This window comes from Ruegeria sp. AP12, assembly GCF_056540025.1.
Genome location: NZ_JBQFVZ010000315.1, coordinates 1 through 544, shown reverse-complemented (window position 1 = coordinate 544; position 544 = coordinate 1). Strand labels below are relative to the sequence as shown.

The window sequence follows — 544 nt, the reverse complement described above, 5'->3', positions numbered from 1 at the left end:
CCAGTGACCAGTTCCTCGGCGTCGACGTGGAAGACATGGTTTTTCAGACGGCTTTTGGCCTCTTCGGTTGAAAATGCACGCACGCCGAACTGGGCCAGACGCATGCCCTCTTCGGCCAGCAGGTGCATGACCGAGGCGTGGGAGTGTTTCTCGCCCTGATACGCGTTGCGCAAATCGGCATGGGCGTCGATCTGCACGATCCCAACGTGCTGGTTCAACGCTCGTGTCACACCCATCACGGCGCCGTAGCTGAGGGAATGCTCTCCGCCCAGGGTCACGGGCACCTTGCCCGCGCGAATGGCGGCTTCGGTCCGTTGGGCGAGGCGTTCCATCACCTCGGGCAAGGGGCCGTCGCAATCCAGCGGGGTTTCGGTAAATATACCCTCGACGCAGGGTTCTGCATGGCCGGTGATGCGTTCCAGCTCATTGCTGGCCTCGATGATCGCCTCGGGGCCTTTGGCGGTGCCGGAACCATAAGAAACCGTACGTTCCAGCGGCACCGGGATCACGCGAAAGCGCGCGTCTTCCGAGCGCTCAGCGGCGG

The 544-nt window shown here is 63.1% G+C and carries 1 protein-coding gene; it reads right to left on the bottom strand.

The annotated features are described in order from the left end of the window. Window positions 1–544, bottom strand: a 544-nt coding sequence (locus ACR0E6_RS22950) for an arginase family protein (protein ID WP_480587759.1), incomplete at both ends; no start/stop codon positions are given.